17 protein-coding genes are annotated in these 17,277 nt (G+C 53.4%); 7 read left to right on the top strand and 10 right to left on the bottom strand.

Translation table 11 applies throughout. The features are described 5' to 3' along the window. Positions 1-9: 9 nt before the first annotated feature. Entirely contained in the window at positions 10-1,095 is a 1,086-nt protein-coding gene (locus H8K27_RS09370; RefSeq protein ID WP_186862914.1) for an ornithine cyclodeaminase, read from the bottom strand. A gap of 321 nt (positions 1,096-1,416) precedes the next feature. Here H8K27_RS09370 and H8K27_RS09365 point away from each other — a divergent pair, with 321 nt between their 5' ends. Beyond that, positions 1,417-1,872: an Lrp/AsnC family transcriptional regulator gene (locus H8K27_RS09365; protein WP_186862913.1), complete on the top strand. Its 456-nt coding sequence runs from the start codon at positions 1,417-1,419 to the stop codon at positions 1,870-1,872. 123 nt (positions 1,873-1,995) lie between these two features. On the opposite strand, the gene H8K27_RS09360 is transcribed toward H8K27_RS09365, so the two are convergent. The 5 genes from H8K27_RS09360 to H8K27_RS09340 are packed head-to-tail and all read right to left on the bottom strand — an operon-like array spanning position 1,996 to position 6,578. Next, positions 1,996-2,208 (bottom strand): hypothetical protein, encoded by a 213-nt coding sequence (locus H8K27_RS09360; RefSeq protein WP_176802708.1) that lies wholly within the window; start codon positions 2,206-2,208, stop codon positions 1,996-1,998. A gap of 46 nt (positions 2,209-2,254) precedes the next feature. Continuing rightward, the gene (locus H8K27_RS09355) at positions 2,255-3,409 is read right to left on the bottom strand and encodes an FAD-dependent monooxygenase (RefSeq protein ID WP_186862912.1); all 1,155 of its coding nucleotides are present in this window, start codon (positions 3,407-3,409) and stop codon (positions 2,255-2,257) included. Between the two features lie 19 nt (positions 3,410-3,428). After that, on the bottom strand, positions 3,429-4,799 hold the full coding sequence (locus H8K27_RS09350; protein WP_186862911.1) for an aminopeptidase P N-terminal domain-containing protein: 1,371 nt from the start codon (positions 4,797-4,799) through the stop codon (positions 3,429-3,431). Further along, entirely contained in the window at positions 4,796-5,515 is a 720-nt protein-coding gene (murU, locus tag H8K27_RS09345; protein ID WP_186862910.1) for an N-acetylmuramate alpha-1-phosphate uridylyltransferase MurU, read from the bottom strand. Before murU ends, H8K27_RS09350 begins: the two co-directional genes overlap by 4 nt. A 10-nt stretch (positions 5,516-5,525) precedes the next feature. Further along, positions 5,526-6,578: an aminoglycoside phosphotransferase family protein gene (locus H8K27_RS09340; RefSeq protein WP_186862909.1), complete on the bottom strand. Its 1,053-nt coding sequence runs from the start codon at positions 6,576-6,578 to the stop codon at positions 5,526-5,528. Positions 6,579-6,721: 143 nt separating this feature from the next. Between H8K27_RS09340 and H8K27_RS09335 the strand changes: the two genes are divergently transcribed. From H8K27_RS09335 to H8K27_RS09310, 6 genes are all read left to right on the top strand, one after another. After that, the gene (locus H8K27_RS09335; protein ID WP_186862908.1) at positions 6,722-8,983 is read left to right on the top strand and encodes an LPS-assembly protein LptD; all 2,262 of its coding nucleotides are present in this window, start codon (positions 6,722-6,724) and stop codon (positions 8,981-8,983) included. Between the two features lie 209 nt (positions 8,984-9,192). Beyond that, positions 9,193-10,536, top strand: coding sequence for a peptidylprolyl isomerase (locus tag H8K27_RS09330; RefSeq protein ID WP_230419121.1), 1,344 nt, complete (start codon positions 9,193-9,195; stop codon positions 10,534-10,536). Further along, positions 10,536-11,579, top strand: coding sequence for a 4-hydroxythreonine-4-phosphate dehydrogenase PdxA (gene pdxA, locus H8K27_RS09325; protein ID WP_186862906.1), 1,044 nt, complete (start codon positions 10,536-10,538; stop codon positions 11,577-11,579). Before H8K27_RS09330 ends, pdxA begins: the two co-directional genes overlap by 1 nt. Beyond that, positions 11,576-12,358 (top strand): 16S rRNA (adenine(1518)-N(6)/adenine(1519)-N(6))-dimethyltransferase RsmA, encoded by a 783-nt coding sequence (gene rsmA / locus H8K27_RS09320; RefSeq protein ID WP_186862905.1) that lies wholly within the window; start codon positions 11,576-11,578, stop codon positions 12,356-12,358. The genes pdxA and rsmA overlap by 4 nt, the downstream gene beginning before the upstream one ends. 62 nt (positions 12,359-12,420) lie before the next feature. Further along, positions 12,421-14,067: a glucose-6-phosphate isomerase gene (gene pgi / locus H8K27_RS09315; protein WP_186862904.1), complete on the top strand. Its 1,647-nt coding sequence runs from the start codon at positions 12,421-12,423 to the stop codon at positions 14,065-14,067. 139 nt (positions 14,068-14,206) lie between these two features. Next, positions 14,207-14,359 carry a hypothetical protein gene (locus H8K27_RS09310; protein ID WP_186862903.1) on the top strand — a complete coding sequence of 51 codons (153 nt, stop codon included), beginning with the start codon at positions 14,207-14,209 and terminating at the stop codon, positions 14,357-14,359. Between the two features lie 32 nt (positions 14,360-14,391). On the opposite strand, the gene gloA is transcribed toward H8K27_RS09310, so the two are convergent. From gloA to gmhB, 4 genes are all read right to left on the bottom strand, one after another. Then, positions 14,392-14,790, bottom strand: coding sequence for a lactoylglutathione lyase (gloA, locus tag H8K27_RS09305; RefSeq protein ID WP_186862902.1), 399 nt, complete (start codon positions 14,788-14,790; stop codon positions 14,392-14,394). Between the two features lie 98 nt (positions 14,791-14,888). Next, positions 14,889-15,791 carry a M48 family metallopeptidase gene (locus H8K27_RS09300; protein ID WP_186862901.1) on the bottom strand — a complete coding sequence of 301 codons (903 nt, stop codon included), beginning with the start codon at positions 15,789-15,791 and terminating at the stop codon, positions 14,889-14,891. 121 nt (positions 15,792-15,912) lie between these two features. Further along, positions 15,913-16,659: a lysophospholipid acyltransferase family protein gene (locus H8K27_RS09295; protein ID WP_186862900.1), complete on the bottom strand. Its 747-nt coding sequence runs from the start codon at positions 16,657-16,659 to the stop codon at positions 15,913-15,915. A gap of 20 nt (positions 16,660-16,679) precedes the next feature. Beyond that, complete coding sequence (gmhB, locus tag H8K27_RS09290; RefSeq protein WP_186862899.1) at positions 16,680-17,243, bottom strand: D-glycero-beta-D-manno-heptose 1,7-bisphosphate 7-phosphatase; 564 nt, start codon at positions 17,241-17,243, stop codon at positions 16,680-16,682. Positions 17,244-17,277 lie beyond the last annotated feature (34 nt).

Here is a 17,277-nt window from a genome sequence, read left to right as displayed (position 1 = left end):
TAGTAAAAATTAAGCGTGTACTGCTTGTATCGGTACTGCAGGCGCGGCGAAACTGACTGGTGACTGTGTCGTGGCAATCGTGCCGTTCATTCCCATGCCAAACAGATCTTTGGGATTCAGCATTTCCGGAATCAGATCCAGCACGGGGGAATTTTTCTGCACGACGTATTTTTCCAGATAACGCATGGCAGAAAAGTCTTCCAGTGCAAAGCCGACTGAATCGAATACCGTGACTTGATGCGCATTCTCGCGTCCCATTGTATCGCCGTTGAGCACCTGCCATAACTCGGTGACCTGAAAATCATCCGGCATCTGCTGTAATTCGCCTTCTATTCTGGATTGCGGTTCGTATTCAACCACAACACGTGCGTTTTGCAAAATCCCGGCGTCAAGCTCGGTTTTTCCCGGACAATCGCCGCCAACGCCATTGATATGCATGCCGGGTTCCGTCATTTCGGCGGTCAGGATGACGGCATTGGTTTTATCTGCTGTCACAGTCGTGACAATATCTGCACCTTTAACGGCTTCTGCCACCGAGCGGGCGCGGATGACGCGCAATGCAGGATAGACGCTTAAGTTTCGTACCAGTTTATCCGTCGCTGCCGGATCAACGTCAAAGACGCGCAATTCCTGAATCCCCAGCATGGTATGAAAAGCGGTGGCCTGAAATTCGCTTTGCGCGCCATTGCCGATCAGCGCCATGCTGCGGCTGTCTGGCCGTGCCATGTAGCGTGCCGCAAGGGCAGACGTCGCCGCCGTGCGGATGGCGGTCGTGAGCGTTAACTCTGACAGCAAGCGCGGATAGCCAGTGGCAACATCAGCCAGTACACCGAAAGCGGTTACCGTCAGCAAACCGGCCTGAGTATTTTTCGGGTGGCCATTCACATACTTGAACGAATAATTTTTCCCGTCCGAAATTGGCATCAGCTCAATCACGCCAATGTCGGAATGATTGGCAACACGGGCTGATTTATCAAAACTGCTCCAGCGCAGATAGTCTTCCCTGATCATTTCCGCCATCCGCGTAATCGCGGTTTCAAGCCGTACCTGGCGTAAATGGGTTTGCATTTCCTTTGTGCCGATGAAGGTCACCATGATGTTCTCCGTGATGTTGATTGATCTGTCTGGAACATCGTCATTGAACTTAGCCAGAGATACAGCATCTGAGGCATGTCCGGAAGCTGTTGCGAAATTTTTCCACATTTCGCAAAAGCCTCAAGCAAAACCTTGCTTTCCAAAACAACGAGTCCTGATAGTCATTGTAGCCAGACCCGGCGATAATAAGATTGCTAAATGTGTTGTTGATTCTATTTAATGAGAAATAAAATTTCTATTTTTATTGAAAAAAGTATTTTTATTTCTAAAATAAAGTTTTATATAAAATAATTGAGAAAATGTCCGTGAAAAGAGGTCAAGTTGGATAACTACGATTTAAGTATTTTGCGCCACTTGCAGGATGATGGCCGTATCAGCAATCTGCATCTGGCTGAAAAAATACATTTGTCTGCACCGCAAACCCTGCGCAGGGTCAGGATGCTGGAAGAAAAAAAGGTGATACGCGGTTATGTGGCGCAGGTGGCACCTCAGGCGGTGGGGCTGGGGGTGATGGCTTTCGTCAATCTTTCACTGGACCGTGAACAATTCCGCAATGTCAGGGAAGTAGAACGGCAGTTGATGGCGTTCCCCAACATTATTGAGTGCCACACGATTTCCGGGGATTTTGATTACATCCTGAAAGTGGTGGCGGCTGACCTGAAGAGCTTGTCTTTGTTTCTGACGGATACCCTGATGCAGGTGCCGGGAGTGGCATCGCTGCGGTCGATGATTTGTATGGAAGAAATCAAGCCGGTCAGTGGTTTGCCGATCGGCTGATTGCTTATCTGATCTACCGTTGCAGAATGCCGGGCATGCACCCTGATCGGCAACCGGCAGATCCGGCGCAGTGCAGAGACAGCAGGGCGGCGAGGTGCTGCATCGCCTTGCTGTCATGCTATGTCAGCGTGTAATGACAAAACGCAGGCTGAATTTTTTAAAGTAACGATAGCTGTTACCCAGTTTTTTCAAGGCTTCCTGCGAGTCAGAGACGGATTCCCCTTCCTGAATGAAGTCGGCTTTGAATTCCTCAAAAGCGGCATTCAGTACAGTGGCCAGCTGGTAGTTATATAGCCGGCCATAATTCAGCAAACGTCGTTTGGTACGTAATTTCATTGATTTTCCTGTTTGTCAAAGGTTAAAAGGGATCAAAGGGATCAGTTTAGCGCCAGCCATACATCATGTGTCCGGCAAGAACTTTTTTAAGCGGTGGAATCATGTCCAGCATACCGAGCCCGAGCCCGAGCACTGACTGCGTCAGCGGCGCGTGCTCATCCTGCGCAAAAATACGGGCCAGCGTGTCGGTCAGCCGAATGGTGAGCTGGCGGTCAGTATGTCTTTGCTGCAGGAATTGTTGCAACACATTCTGACCGGCATTGTCTTGCCTGCCCAGACATTGCGCCAGCGTGTAGGCATCGCGCAGCCCTAGATTCAGCCCTTGTCCGGCAACCGGATGCAGGGTCTGGGCGGCGTTGCCGATACAGACCGTACGCGCTGTCGCCTGGGCTTGCGCATTCAGGCCAAGAGGATAAGCCGAGCGGGCGGATAGCTTGCGCAGCTTGCCCATACGTTGACCGAATTCCTGCTGCAATGCCTGGATGAAGTTCGTATCGCTGAGGCCCATCAGCTGCTCCGCCCGTGCCGGGCGGACACACCAGACCAGCGCATAACCCTGATCCTGAGGAAGCAGGGCCAGCGGACCTTGTTCTGTGAAACGCTCGAATGCGCGACCAGGACGGGGTTGCTCAAATTCCACATGGGCGATCAGGGCGGTTTGCCGGTAATCGTGCCGTTGCAATCGCTGCGACTGGTCTGAAAATGTCCCGCCTTCCGCCTGCACGACAATATTGGCGCTTTTGCAGAAACGGGTGTTCGTTGTGGGCTGATACAGATTGAGCCGCACATGATCGTCAGCTTCCTCCAGGTTTTCCACCAGACATGGCCGGAATTGCTGCACCTCGGTGGCCGCCAGCGCAGCCTGCATCGGGCGAATGATGTCGCCATAGCAGGCGACCTGACCGAGTGCCGGTACCTGATGTTCTTCAGCCCGGATCAGCGTACGACCAAAATAGCCGCGGCGGGAGACATGGATTTCACGGATGGCAGTTGCCCGTACCGGCCAGCATCCCGCCATCTGCAGGATTTGCTGACTGCCGTAGGACAGCGCAATCGTGCGCGCATCCTGCTCCGCCTGGTCACTGGTTTTGGCATCGAATAAGGCGATGCGTTGTGCTGCAATGCCATGTTTCTGCAATAACAAAGCGAGCACTTGTCCCACCGGACCTGCGCCGCAGATGGCTATGTCAAAATCATTCATCGTTGCTGACATTATTTCCTCATGGACGCATGGTGTGCGGACGCATTTCCGACTCAATCTCGGCCACTGTTTTTGGCGTGTCCCGGGTCAGGTTCAGATGCCCGTCCGGCGTGATCAGAATATCGTCTTCAATGCGGATGCCGGTATTCCAGTAAATTTCGGGAACACCTTCTGCCGGGCGGACGTAAAGTCCAGGCTCAATCGTCATGACCATGCCGGGTTCCAGGCGACGGTAAGGACGTTCATCACCCTGCTGATCCGGCTCGCGGTACTGGCCGGCATCGTGCACGTCCAGCCCCAGCCAGTGTCCCGTGCCATGCATATAAAACTGGCGGTAAGCCTGACTGGCAATGGCGTCATCGACGTGGCCGACCTGATTTTTGTTTAACAACCCGGTGTCGAGCATACCCTGCGTCAGCACGCGCACGGCGGCATGATGGCCATCCATGTAGCGGGCACCGGGGCGGGCGCAGTCGAGTGCCGCCTGCTGCGCTGCGAGCACCAGTTCATACAGGGTTTGTTGCGCTTTACTGAAACGGCCATTGGCGGGAAAGGTGCGGGTGATATCGGCAGCATAGCTGTCGAATTCGCAACCGGCATCAATCAGGACCAGTTCGCCATCGCGAATTTGAGAATGATTATTCTGGTAATGGAGTACGCAGGCATTGGCGCCGCTGGCCACAATGGCGCCATAGGCTGGCGATTGCGCGCCATGACGACGGAAGGTATGCAATAACTCTGCTTCAAGCTCATATTCAAATTGCCCCGGGCGGGCATGGCGCATTGCGCGCAGATGCGCCTGGCCGGAAATCGTTGCTGCGCGCTGCATCAGCGTCACTTCATGCGTGTCTTTGAACAGGCGCATCTCATCAAGCAGCGGACGGATGTCGATTATCGTGTGCGGTGGCTGAACGCCGGAACGGCTGCGCTCACGCACGGCTTGCAGCCATTGCTGTAAAGACGGATCCAGATGCGGCGCATTGCCGGCGCTGTAAAACAAATGCGGCGTGTCCGACAGAATGTCCGGCATGCAGGCATCCAGATCGGCAATCGGATAAGCATGATCGAAGCCGAACAGTTCTTGTGCGGCGTGCGGACCATAGCGGTAGCCATCCCAGATTTCATGGTCAGGATTTTTTTCGCGGCAGAACAGCAGGGATTGTTGCCGGCCCTGACGGACTGTCAGCACGATGACCGCTTCCGGTTCGCAAAAGCCGGACAGGTAATAAAAGTAGCTGTCATGCCGGTACGGGAAATGATTGTCATTGTTCCGTACCCACTCCCTTGCCGTCGGAATAATCGCAACGCCGCCGCCCCGTTGTTCCATCTGCGTCATCAACGCCTGACGGCGCTGCTGGTAGCCATGCAGATTTGCCGGTACCGCGCTCATGACTGCTGATGCTGGAACAGCGGTGTATTCAGCGCACTCAGCTGTTCCGGAGTGCCCAGATTATGCCACTCGCCGCGGTACAGTTCGCCGCCGACCCGTCCGGCATCAATGAATTCACGTAGCAGGGGGCCCAGTTTGGCATGATCACCCGGGCGGATACTGGCAAACATCTCAGGCCGGTAGACGCCGATATTGGCAAATGTATGACGCGGTGTTCCTTCATTGGATAAACCCATCAGCGTCATCGCAAAATCCCCGGTCGGATGGAAGGACGGATTTTTGACCATATACAGCCAGGCGATGTCGCGCTGATCCGGGGCATGTGGGTTACCCCAGGGATCGTTATCTTCCAGCGTATTGATGCATTCTTTGAAATCGAAATGGGGAATGTAGATATCTGCGGATACGGCGACAAATGGTGCATCACCCAGCAGCGGCAATGCCTTGGCAATACCGCCTGCCGTCTCCAGCGCCTGTTGCTCTGCAGAGTAAAGCAGTCGCGCACCGTACTGCGAACCATCGCCCAGCGCATCCTCAAGCATGTGGCCCAGATGGGCATGATTGATGACGATGTCAGTAATGCCTGCTTTGACCAGATTCAGGATGTGCCAGACAATCAGCGGCCGTCCGCGCACCTTGAGCAGCGGTTTCGGACAGGTATCGGTCAGGGGGCGCATCCGTTCACCGCGTCCGGCGGCAAGTAACATGGCTTTCATGGTTTCCACCTCAGAACGTGTAGCCGACTTGTGGCGCGGTATTTTCCAGCTCATCGAGCAGGCGGAGCAATGGCACCAGCTCTTTGTAACGATGGGCAGTCTTGCGGACATAGTCCATCACGGTCGGGATATCGTTCAGAAAATTATCCTTGCCGTCACGATAGGACAAGCGGGCGAAAATACCCAGAATCTTGAGATGGCGCTGCAAGCCCATCCATTCGAAATCACGGTAAAAATGGTCAATATCCTGCGGCACAGGCAATCCGGCACGGCGCGCCTTTTCCCAATAACGGATCGCCCAGTCGAGCACCATTTCCTCATCCCACTGCACATATGCGTCACGCAACAGCGATACCAGATCATAGGTAAGCGGACCATAGACCGCATCCTGAAAGTCAACGATGCCGGGATTACCTTTTGCCATCCAGATCAGATTGCGGGAGTGGAAGTCACGGTGCACATATACCTGGGGCTGCGCCAGCGCGCCCGACAGCAGGTGGTCGAATACGGTGTTCAAGGTTTGACTCTGTGCGTCGGTGAGCGTCACACCGAGGTGTTTACCGATATACCATTCAGTGAAAATGTGCAGCTCGCGCTTTAAAAATGCGCGGTCGTATTCAGGCAGTACCTCAGGCTGGCTCTGTGTCTGCAGCAGAATCAGCGCCTCAATCGCTTCCATATACAGCTGATGTGCCGTATTGTGATTGAGAACGTGGGCATAGGTGTGGGGGCCCAGATCGGTCAACAGCAGAAATCCCTGTTCCAGGTCGTACTCCAGCACCTCCGGCACGGATAAGTGTGCCGCTTTCAGAAGTTTTGCCATGCTGAGATAAGCGGCGGAATTTTCTGTTGCTGGCGGCGCGTCCACAGCAATCACGCTTTCCCCGGTGCTCGTATCTATCCGGTAAAACTGACGGAAACTGGCATCTGCCGATGCCGGCCGCATACTGGCCAGCTGCAAATTCTGTGCGGTTTTCTGCGCCAGCCAGGTACTTAAAGCCAGGCGGCGCTGTTCTTTTTGTTCTGAAGCCGTTTGCGTAATGAGGGACGTGTTGAGTGACATGAGAAAAATGAGCGAGTTTGTTTGTGCGCAATGTTCAGGCGGTTTTAACAGCATTTCACCTATAATAGGCGATTGATTTCTGGCGGATGATCTGATGACACTGTCCGGAATGCTTGCCAAAACGCTTACTGACTTCTGAATTCATGCGCAGGAAACCCGTATTATCTCACTCACCGCTATTGTTTCCTACTATCCCGGCGATTGTTGCATCGGTGCTTGTACCTGCTTTTTTTGCCCAGGCCCAGGCGCAGAGCGTTACTCCTCAGAGTTTTGAAGAGGACAGACTGCTACGTCAGCAAAGTTACAAGATGCTGCAGCAGGAAAAACAACCCGACGATAAAAATGCGCCGACCCTGATTGAATCCGGAAAATTCTGGGGCAGGCCAGAGCGTTTCATCCATTTCGAACATGAAGTTGAAATCCTCAAAGGCGCCACGCAGGTCAATGCTGACCGGGCCAGCTACAGCTTTCTGGAAGACGAAGTGACAGCGGAAGGCAGCGTCCGTATGCTGCGTAACGGTGACTGCTATAACGGTGACAGTGTTCGCATGCAGCTCGATTCCGGTGCCGGTAATGTCGTTAATCCCGTCTATCAATTACTGCGCAACAATGCGCAGGGTAAAGCTGAACGTATTGATTTTCTCGATGAAGAGCGTTCTATTGTCAATAATGGCACGTACAGCACCTGCGAAGGATTGAATCCTGATTGGTACCTGCGTTCGGAGACGCTGAACCTCGATACCGGGCTCGATACCGGCATTGCCGGGAAGTCGGTGCTGTATTTCATGGGAACGCCAATCCTGGCGACGCCATCGCTGACTTTCCCGTTGTCCAGTGCGCGTCATTCCGGGTTTTTACCGCCCGTAGTCGGCGCATCGTCGAAAGGCGGCGTTGAATTCGCGCTGCCGTATTATTTCAACATTGCGCCAAACCGCGACCTGACGTTGTACCCCAAGCTGATTTCCCGCCGTGGCCTGCAGTTGGGGGTTGAAGGACGTTATCTCGGAGAAACATATCGGGGTGAAACGAGTATTGAGGGGTTGGCGAATGACCGTCTGACCAACTCCAACCGCTACGCGCTGACTTCCGTGCATCAGCAGCAGCTGACGCCGCAGTTACGGCTCGAATGGAATCTGAATTCTGCATCGGATGATAATTATCCATCCGATTTCTCGAACTCTATCACCAAAACCGCACAACGTCTGCTGCTGCGTGATGTGAGCCTGACTTATTATGGCTCATTCTGGAATACGTCTTTGCGTACAACCGGTTATCAGGTCTTGCAGGACGTCACTGCGACCACTCCTATTGCTCTGCCATATAGCCGTTCTCCTGAATTGCAGTTCCATGCTGAAAAATATGACTTAATGGGGTTTGATTGGACGCTTGACAGTACATTAACGCGTTTTCAGCATCCGACCCTGGTTCAGGGCGATCGTCTGGTTGTGACTCCACAGCTTTCTTTGCCACTGATTCAGCCGGGATATTTTGTGATTCCCAAAATTTCCCTGCATCTCAGCAAATATGAACTGGCCAATCCGGGGAAAAGGCAGAAGCCCTCTTACCAGCTGGAAATTCCTACTTTCTCTGTTGACAGCGGTTTGATTTTTGAACGCCCCAGCGAATTGTTCGAAAAAACGACGACGCAAACTCTGGAGCCAAGAATATTTTATGTAAATACCCCGTATCATCGCCAGGGGAGATTGCCGAATTTTGACAGCGCCATTGCGGATTTTAATTTTGCACAGATTTTTAGCCCGAACCGATTTACAGGGCAAGACCGGGTCGGCGATGCTAATCAGGTAACCTTAGCTTTGATTTCCCGTTTTCTGGAAGAAGACGGGGCAGAACGGTTAAAACTGGCGATTGGACAGAGATTCAATTTCAGTAAGCAGAGAGTGACTTTGGATGGCGTAAAAAATCCTGGCCGCTCAGATTTGCTTCTGACTGCAGATGGCAGAATTTTTGATACGCTGAGTGCGGAAACCGCCTTGCAGATCAGTCAGAGTACGCATCAGTCGGTTCGTGCAACCTATGGCATCAGCTGGCATCCCGAGCCTAAAAAAGTGCTGAATCTGGCGTACCGTTTTCAGCGCGACACACTGGAGCAGGTTGACCTTTCAGGCCAATGGCCGTTAGCCAATCGCTGGTATGCGGTTGGCCGGACTAACTACTCATTAATGGATAAGCGGATTGTGGATGGCCTGGCGGGGTTTGAGTATAAGGCCGATTGCTGGTCGTTGCGTTTTGTGGCGCAGCGGTTTGCGATCGACAGCATCAACAGTAATACCGGATTTTCGATTCAGCTGGAACTGAACGGACTGGCGCGGCTGGGTGTCGGAAATAACCCGATTGAAGCATTGAAACGGAATATTTCCGGTTATCAGCCGATTTCCGAGCGCTGAACTGAACGAGCGCGACCGAACCGGTGCCGGAGCGAAGGCACAGATTCAGGGCGGCCGAGAGGGACGTTGATTGCCTCCTGGTAATATCAGGAAACTTTGTTTGTGAAATACGTACCAACGTGTATATTGCAGCTTTTGCACCGGAAGGATGCGCTGTTCCGGCAGCATGGCTTAACCAGTTTTAGAACATTATGCGACATTTACTGCACATGAAACAACGCACACTTTTTTCCGCCATCGCTGTTTCAGCAAGCCTGCTGGCCAGTCAGGCTGGTTTTGCCCAGCAATCGGTTGTGCCATCGAAACCACCCAAGGCACAGCTGGTGAACAATATCGTTGCAGTTGTCAATGACGAGGTTATTACCCGGCAGGAACTGAACGAGCGGATGGTTTCCGTCGAGCGTCGTCTGAAAGCGCAGGGAACGGCGTTGCCGGATCGCACCGATCTGCAGAAGCAATTGCTGGAGCGCATGATTATTGACCGGGCGCAGCTGCAGCTGGCGAAAGAGAACGGTATGCGCGTCGATGATGTGATGCTGGACCGCACATTGCAACGCATGGCTGAACAAAACAAGATGAGCCTGCAGGAATTCAGAAATCAGATCGAGCGTGAAGGCACATCCTATGCCCGTTTCCGCGAAGAGATCCGCGATGACATCATGATGCAGCGTATTCGTGATCGTGAGGTGGACAGCAAGATTCTCATCACCGAATCAGAAGTCGATAGTTATCTGGCTGCGGAAGCCAGCGCCAAAGCAGGCAAACAGGAAGTCAACCTGTCCCATATTCTGGTGCGCATTCCTGAAAATGCAACCGCAGAGCAAATTGCCCTGCGCCGCAGCCGTGCGGAAGAAGTCGTGCAAAAACTGCGTTCCGGCGGTGACTTCGCCAAGCTGGCAGTGACCTACTCCGACAGCAGCGAGGCGCTGAAGGGCGGAGAGATCGGCTGGCGTGAACAGGACCGGATTCCGCAATTGTTTGTCGATGCCATCAATAAACTGAAGGTTGGCGAATTCTCCGACATTATCCGCAGTCCGAATGGCTTTCATATTCTGAAGCTTGCTGGCAAACGCGCCGCCAACGACGCGCAGAATGGCGCTGCGAGTGTGCAGCAGACGCGTGTGCGTCACATCCTGATCAAGGCAAACCAGATTGTGACCGAGGCGGAAGCGCGCCAGAAACTGGTCGAGCTGAAACAGAAAATCGAAAGCAAGGCCACAACATTTGAAGACATGGCGAAATCCTTTTCTGCAGATGGCAGCGCTGCCAAAGGCGGTGAGTTAGGCTGGATTTATCCTGGCGACACGGTGCCTGAGTTTGAGCAGGCGATGAATAAGCTGAAAGTCAATGAAATCAGTGATCCTGTGCAGTCGCCATTTGGTTTCCACCTGATTCAGGTACTGGAGCGCAAGACGGAAGACCAGTCGAAAGACCGCCAGCGCATGGCCGCCCGGCAGGCGTTGCGCGAGCGCAAAGCCGATGAGGCGCAGCAGGACTGGCTGCGTGAGTTGCGTGACCGCACTTATGTCGAATACCGCACGGAAGATCAATAATGCCTGATTCCAGATTGCCGGTGATCGCGGTCACAGTAGGAGAACCGGCAGGGATCGGTCCTGAAATTTCCATTCGTGCTGCCTGGGCTTTGCGGCAGCAAATGCGGCCGGTGCTGATTGGTGATGCCGCTTATCTGGCGATGCTGGCAAATGAAATCGATCCGTCGATACGGTTGATGGGTATTTCCCTGCAGGCCATGCGCAACGCCGGCTTGCCCGCTACGGATCAGCAGCGTGTGACGGTGATTGACTGTCCGCTCAATGCCCATGTCATTGCCGGTCAGCTTGATCCGCGCAATGGCCGTGCTGTGCTGCAGACGCTGGATGTGGCGGTCGAGAGCGTGCAGCAGGGATGGTGCGATGCCATCGTGACCGCGCCGCTGCAAAAAAGTACTATCAATCAGGCAGGCGTCCGGTTCAGCGGCCATACCGAATACCTGGCAGAAAAAACGCAGACGCCGCAGGTGGTGATGATGCTGGCCTGCGATGCCAATCCTCAGCTGCCACAGCCTTTGCGGGTGGCGCTGGCAACCACCCATTTGCCGCTCAGAGAAGTGCCGGATGCGATCCGGTCCGATGAACTGCTGCGTACTATGCAAATTATCGACGCAGACTTGCGGCAGAAAATGGGAATTGCACATCCGCGCATTCTGGTGACCGGATTAAATCCGCATGCCGGAGAAAATGGTTATCTTGGGCGGGAAGAAATCGACATCATCGCTCCCGTCATCGCTCAGGCGCAGGCACTCGGACTGCAGGTTTCCGGTCCTTATCCGGCAGATACGCTGTTTCAGCAAAAATATCTGGCGCAGGCTGATTGTGTGCTGGCGATGTATCACGATCAGGGACTGACTGTACTCAAACATGCCAGTTTTGGACTGGGTGTCAATATCACACTGGGCTTATCCCTGATCCGGACTTCGGTCGATCATGGAACAGCGCTCGATCTGGCAGCACAAGGTGTCGGACACGCTGATACCGGCAGCATGCAGGTGGCACTGCGCACTGCAGCTGCCATGGCAATGACGAATATTAAAAAATGAAACACATTCCACGAAAACGTTTCGGACAGAATTTCCTGACCGATCAGCTGGTATTGAGCCAGATTATCCGCGCAATTCATCCGCAAAGCGGCGAAGTGATGGTGGAAATCGGCCCCGGACTGGCGGCGATGACCACCTTGTTACTGGACGCATTGCCACAGATGCATGTGGTTGAGCTGGACCGCGACTTGGTCACCCGCCTGAAAAAAAATTTCCCTCCTGAGAAGTTGATTATTCACGAGGGAGATGCGCTGAAATTTGATTTCAGTTCTATACCGTTAACGCCGGGGAGGAAATTGCGGGTAGTCGGTAACTTGCCCTATAACATTTCCAGTCCTTTGCTGTTTCATCTGGCCGATATCGCCGGCATCGTCGAAGATCAGCATTTCATGCTGCAGAAAGAAGTGGTGGAGCGCATGGTGGCCGAGCCGGGCAGCAGGGCTTACGGACGCCTTTCCGTGATGCTGCAATGGCGTTACCACATGGAGCTGCTGTTTATCGTTCCTCCTGACGCATTTGACCCGCCGCCGAAAGTAGATTCTGCGATTGTCCGTATGATCCCCAAGGCGGAAGTGCTGGACTGTGCGCAGGCGGATCTGGAAGCTGTCGTGACCAAGGCTTTTTCGCAGCGGCGTAAGGTGATCCGTAACTGTGTCGCGGGGATGTTTACCGAACAGCAACTGACCGATGCAGGAATAGATCCGCAGGCACGGCCGGAAACGGTTGCATTGGAACAGTATGTGAATCTGGCGCGCATGCTGACGCACTCAGCGTCGTGACCACTTTTGCCGGAAGCGTTGCACAGTAATTTTTCTTTGCTCACCCGAGACGGATTGCACCCATGAATATTACGCTGACTCCTGAATGGCAATCTTTATTGCAGCATCAGAAACGCCTTGAACACAAGCATTTGCGGGATTTGTTTGCAGAAGATGCGCAACGGTTCGAACATTTTTCTGCAGAACTGGATGGCCTGCTGGTGGATTATTCCAAGCAGCGCATTGATCAGCCAGCCTTGCAGAGCCTGCTGGCGCTGGCCCGCTTGTCCGATGTGGAAAACTGGCGTGACCGGATGTTTTCTGGCGAGAAAATCAATATCAGCGAAGACCGTGCTGTTTTGCATACCGCGTTGCGTCACTCGGATTTCAAACCCTTTCCCGATGCTGAAAACGATGTGATGCCGCAGGTGAGGGCGGTACGCAAACAGATGCGGGACATTGTTGAGCGGGTTCGCAGCGGCTTATGGCGCGGTTTCAAAGGCGATGCGATACAGAATGTGGTCAACATCGGCATCGGCGGCTCTGATCTGGGACCTAAACTGGCAACCCGCGCGCTGTCGGCGTATCAGCACCCGAATCTGCACTTTTATTACGTCTCGAATCTGGACAGCGCACATCTGGCCCCTCTGCTTGAAAAACTCGATCCGCGCACCACACTGTTTATCGTCGCATCCAAGACATTCACCACCCAGGAAACCAGTATCAATGCACAGACTGCACGCACCTGGCTGATGGCGGCCGCCATGGAGGAATGGGCGATTGGCAAACACTTTATTGCCGTCACCTCAAGTCCCGGCAAGGCGCATGAATTCGGTATTCCTGATGACAATATCCTGCAAATTTGGGACTGGGTCGGTGGCCGTTATTCCCTTTGGTCAGCGGTCGGCTTATCGGTTGCGCTGGCGATCGGGATGAATGGATTTGAGCGCCTGCTGTCCGGCGCAGAAACCATGGATTTGCATTTCCGGAAAACGCCGCTGGAGCAAAATCTGCCGGTGCTGCTGGCGCTGATTTCCATCTGGAACACCAATTTTCTCGGTGCGGAAACCAGTGCCATCCTGCCGTACAATGAATCGATCCGCCATTTGCCGGCATTTTTGCAGCAGCTGGAAATGGAGTCGAATGGCAAGACCGTCAGCCGCGACGGCGAAGCGCTGACCTGCCGTGCGAACCCGATTGTCTGGGGACAGATCGGCGTCAACGGGCAGCATGCTTTCTTTCAGCTGCTGCATCAGGGCGGCTGGCTGATTCCTTGTGACTTCGTGGTGGCGGCATCCAGCGATCATCCATTACCAGGCCATCAGGCGCCTCTGCTGGCAAATTGCCTGGCGCAAAGCGCGGCGCTTGCTTTTGGCAAAACCGAAGCGCAGGCACGTGAAGAGCTGACGCAGGCAGGACTGACGGCAGCCCAGATTGCCCGTTTGTTGCCGCACAAGGTATTCGCTGGGAATCAGCCTTCCACCACGATCCTGATGCCTAGTCTTGATCCGTTTCAGCTTGGCATGCTGCTGGCTTTGTACGAGCATAAAGTGTTTGTGCAGGGCGTGATCTGGAGCATCAACTCCTTTGATCAGTGGGGTGTGGAACTGGGGAAGCAACTGGCAAACCGCCTGTTACCGGCGATCATGGGCGATCAGGCTTACGATGCGCAGCTCGATACATCCACCTGCGGCCTGATTTCTTACTTCAGAAGACATGGTCACGTCTGAAAGCAGGGCGATTACCCGGTGAATCGTTAAAGAATGCAAAAAATGACTCCCAAACACCTTTGGCAGGAGAGTGTCTGATTGACCGGTGAGCACCGGTGGTTATATAAAACAGATATCTCAACTCACCGGAGTCTGCATCATGTGGGCCAGTATTTTCACCGGGTTAGCTTTGCTGTTTATCCTGAGTCTGATTGTTGTTATGAAAGCCATGAACCATGAGGCGAAACAAGCAGAAGAAGGCAAAGAACTTAAAGTCGTTCGTCTGCGTGATCACCGGAAAACAAAGACCTGATCTGCGTTTCCCGGTGCACTGAGGTCAGCCGCTTATAGCCGGACTTCCGATGTGCGCTGGATCAGTTCGATCTTATAGCCGTCCGGGTCCTGTACGAAAGCGATGATCGTTTTTCCGCCTTTCACGGGACCAGCTTCACGGGTCACCAGACCACCCCGTGTTTTCACGCTTTCGCATGCGGCATGCACATCCGGCACGGCAATGGCGATGTGACCGTACGCAGTGCCCAGCTCGTATTTTTCCACGCCGTAGTTATACGTCAGTTCCAGTTCGGCATGTTCCGGATTGCTGCCATAACCCAGAAAGGCCAGCGTGTACTGGTATTCGGGATTATCGGACTGACGCAGTAAATGCATGCCTAACACCTTGGTATAAAAATCAATCGAACGCTGCAGATCGCCGACGCGTAGCATGGTGTGTAAAATTCTCATTGGATGTCCTTTCGTTGCGGATGATTCATGAATATTGCATCAAACTGCTTGCATTAGCTGCCCCTCAGCAGAATACGCTTCGGGGATGTTTCTGATACTTAAAAGACAGGAAGATCGGCCGTTGCATGCTGACGCAACTGATGGCGGGCGATCTCGAAATCAGGGAAAACGGATTGTACCGTTGCCCAGAAACGCGGGCTGTGATTCATTTCCCGCAAGTGTGCCAGTTCATGGGCGACAACGTAGTCGATAATCAGCGGCGAAAAATGAATCAGGCGCCAGTTCAGCCGGATTTTTCCTTGCGCGGTGCACGAGCCCCAGCGGGTCGTTGCGGCAGACAGCGCCATGCTGTGATAGCGGACATTCAGTTTTTCGGCAAACACCGGTAACCGTTGCATGAACTCATGCCGCGCCTGTTGCTGCAGCCATGCCTGCACCCGGTCTTTCAGCTGCTGTTCGGTGGCCTCGTTCGGTATGTTAATGATGAGTTCACCGGTAGCCTGACTGAAATGGGTTCCTGCCGTCGATGCCGGAGCAATTTTCAGGATAATGTCTTGTCCCAGATACGGCAGCCTGGCGCCATCGCGCCATTGCATGGGTGGCTCGATGCGGCGCTCAACCCGTTGCCGGCGTTCGTTCAGCTTGCGTGAAATCCATGTCTGCTTGTCGTGAATCGCCTGTTCAATATCTGCGATGCTGACCCAGCGCGGCGCAGTCACCCGTAAGCCGTGATCATTGATCAGAAAGCCGATGCTGCGCCGTTTGGAGCGTTGCAACTCATATTCCACGACCACATCTTTCAGCATAATCTGACGCTGGCGCGCGGATTGTGGCGTGGTTGGCGTGAGCGTCAATTCCGGTCCGGGATTGCTGCGGGGGACAATACCGGAAGGATGCTGAGACCTGGTTCGCAGTTTTTCGGGAATCAGCAGGTCACTGAATAAATCCAGTTGCAATGCGGAGTGAATTGCTTTGCCCAAAGTCTGAATGCGTGACGCCATATCAATGTGCCGGAGGAAAAAATCAAATACGCCGGTCAATGTATACCAAGTCGGGATTTTGTGCAGGCACCGGATCAAAAAAGCCTGCGTTCTTAGCGAAAGGCAGGCTGTATGGGGATGTTCAGGAATGTTCTTGTGGATAAACGTCCGGGGAGATTACCCGCATTTCCGCTTCGATCCAGTTTTCCACCTGCTGCATCAGTTCGACCGGATTGTATCCTTCAGGTGAAATCGGTTTTCCTACCGAGACGGTCACTATTCCTGGTTTTTTGATAAAGGAATTTTTGGGCCAGCATTCGCCGGAATTCAGCGCAATCGGCACAACCGGCGTATTAGTTTCCACTGCCAGCCGTGCGCCGCCGCCTTTGTAGTTTCCTTTTTTACCGACCGCAATCCGTGTGCCTTCCGGGAACATGATGATCCACTGGCCATCTGCCAGCCGCTTTTTACCATGCACGACCACCTGCGCAAACGCATCCTTGCCTTTGCTGCGGTCAATCGGAATCATGCGCAGCAATGAAATCGCCCAGCCAAAGAACGGGATGTACGTAATTTCTTTTTTAAACACAAATACCAGCGGACGCGGTGTGGCCATCAGTAAAAAAATGGTTTCCCAGGCAGACTGATGCTTGGACAACAGGATCACCGGCGCATCCGGAAAATTCTCAAACCCTTTGGTCTGGTAATGAATGCCGCAGATGACTTTGGCGGCCCAGATGATAAACACATTCCAGCGCGAGGTGATGTAGTAACGCTGGTTGTAAGGCAGGAATGCAAACAGCATACTGATTGGCGCCCAGATCACGGTAGCGGCGACCATGACCAGCAAGAAAATCAGGGAACGGATAAACTGAATAATACGAAGCATGAATACTCCAGAATGTGCGGTCAGGCCGCTGTCTGCGTGTCAGAAGGCGGTGATGCCAGTAATTTATCAACCATCGTGGCCAGGTCCAGATAAAGTTCGGTTCCCGGTGGCAAGCCACCTTTTTCCAAAGTCTGTTTACCTTTTCCGGTCAAGACCAGATGCGGGATGCAGCCCATGACAAAGCCAGCCTGCAGGTCGCGCAGAGAGTCGCCAACCGTGTGCACGCCTTTGAGCGGCTGGTCATAGCGGCGGGCAATTTCGTGCAGCATGCCGGGCTTGGGTTTGCGGCAGTCGCAATTGTCATCCGCCATATGCGGGCAAAAGAAAATAGCATCAATCGTCGCTCCGACCTGTTGCGCCATATGATGCATTTTCTGATGGATCGCATTCAGGGTGGCCATATCAAATAATTTACGACCGATGCCGGACTGATTAGTGGCGACCACCACCCGGTAACCGGCCTGGTTCAGACGTGCAATGGCCTGCAGCGAACCGGTAATCGGAATCCATTCATCCGGTGATTTGATGAAGGCGTCCGAGTCCTGATTAATGACACCATCGCGGTCGAGAATGATGAGTTTCATTCCGGCGTCCTTGTAACTAAAGTCATAAACGGTC

Source organism: Cognatundibacterium griseum (assembly GCF_014284195.1).
Lineage (GTDB): Bacteria > Pseudomonadota > Gammaproteobacteria > Burkholderiales > Burkholderiaceae_D > Undibacterium > Undibacterium griseum.
Note: the sequence above shows the minus strand (reverse complement) of the source record. Positions and strands in the feature narration are given on the sequence as shown.